This is a genomic window from Acetomicrobium sp. S15 = DSM 107314 (assembly GCF_016125955.1).
In the GTDB taxonomy this organism is placed as follows: Bacteria; Synergistota; Synergistia; order Synergistales; family Thermosynergistaceae; genus Thermosynergistes; species Thermosynergistes pyruvativorans.
Window position 1 is genome coordinate 1 of sequence record NZ_JADEVE010000341.1, and the last position, 269, is coordinate 269.

The following is a 269-nucleotide window of genomic DNA, read 5'->3' on the forward strand; positions in this document are numbered from 1 at the left end:
AGGCTCCGAGGGCCATATAAGCCGCATGTCCCAGCGTGAATACCCCGGTGAATCCTGTGAGCAGCGATACGCCCATCGCCGCTATGGCATTTATACACAAAAGTATTATTATTCCACTAAGGTAGCCCAATGTTCTTACCTCTCGTGCCTGGGTTGATGCGAAGCCTCGGCATCATGGGCACGCCAGGGCAGGTGGCATACGCTGTCGCTTTGATCTCCACTGTGAACGTTGGCGCGCACATGGTGGATATGTCGCCCCTTTCGACTCT

Annotated in this window: 1 pseudogene; it reads right to left on the minus strand. The window is 54.6% G+C overall.

Annotated features, from left to right (window positions below):
- Positions 1 to 130, minus strand: a pseudogene (locus EZM41_RS10955) (branched-chain amino acid ABC transporter permease); the annotation flags it as partial.
- Positions 131 to 269 lie beyond the last annotated feature (139 nt).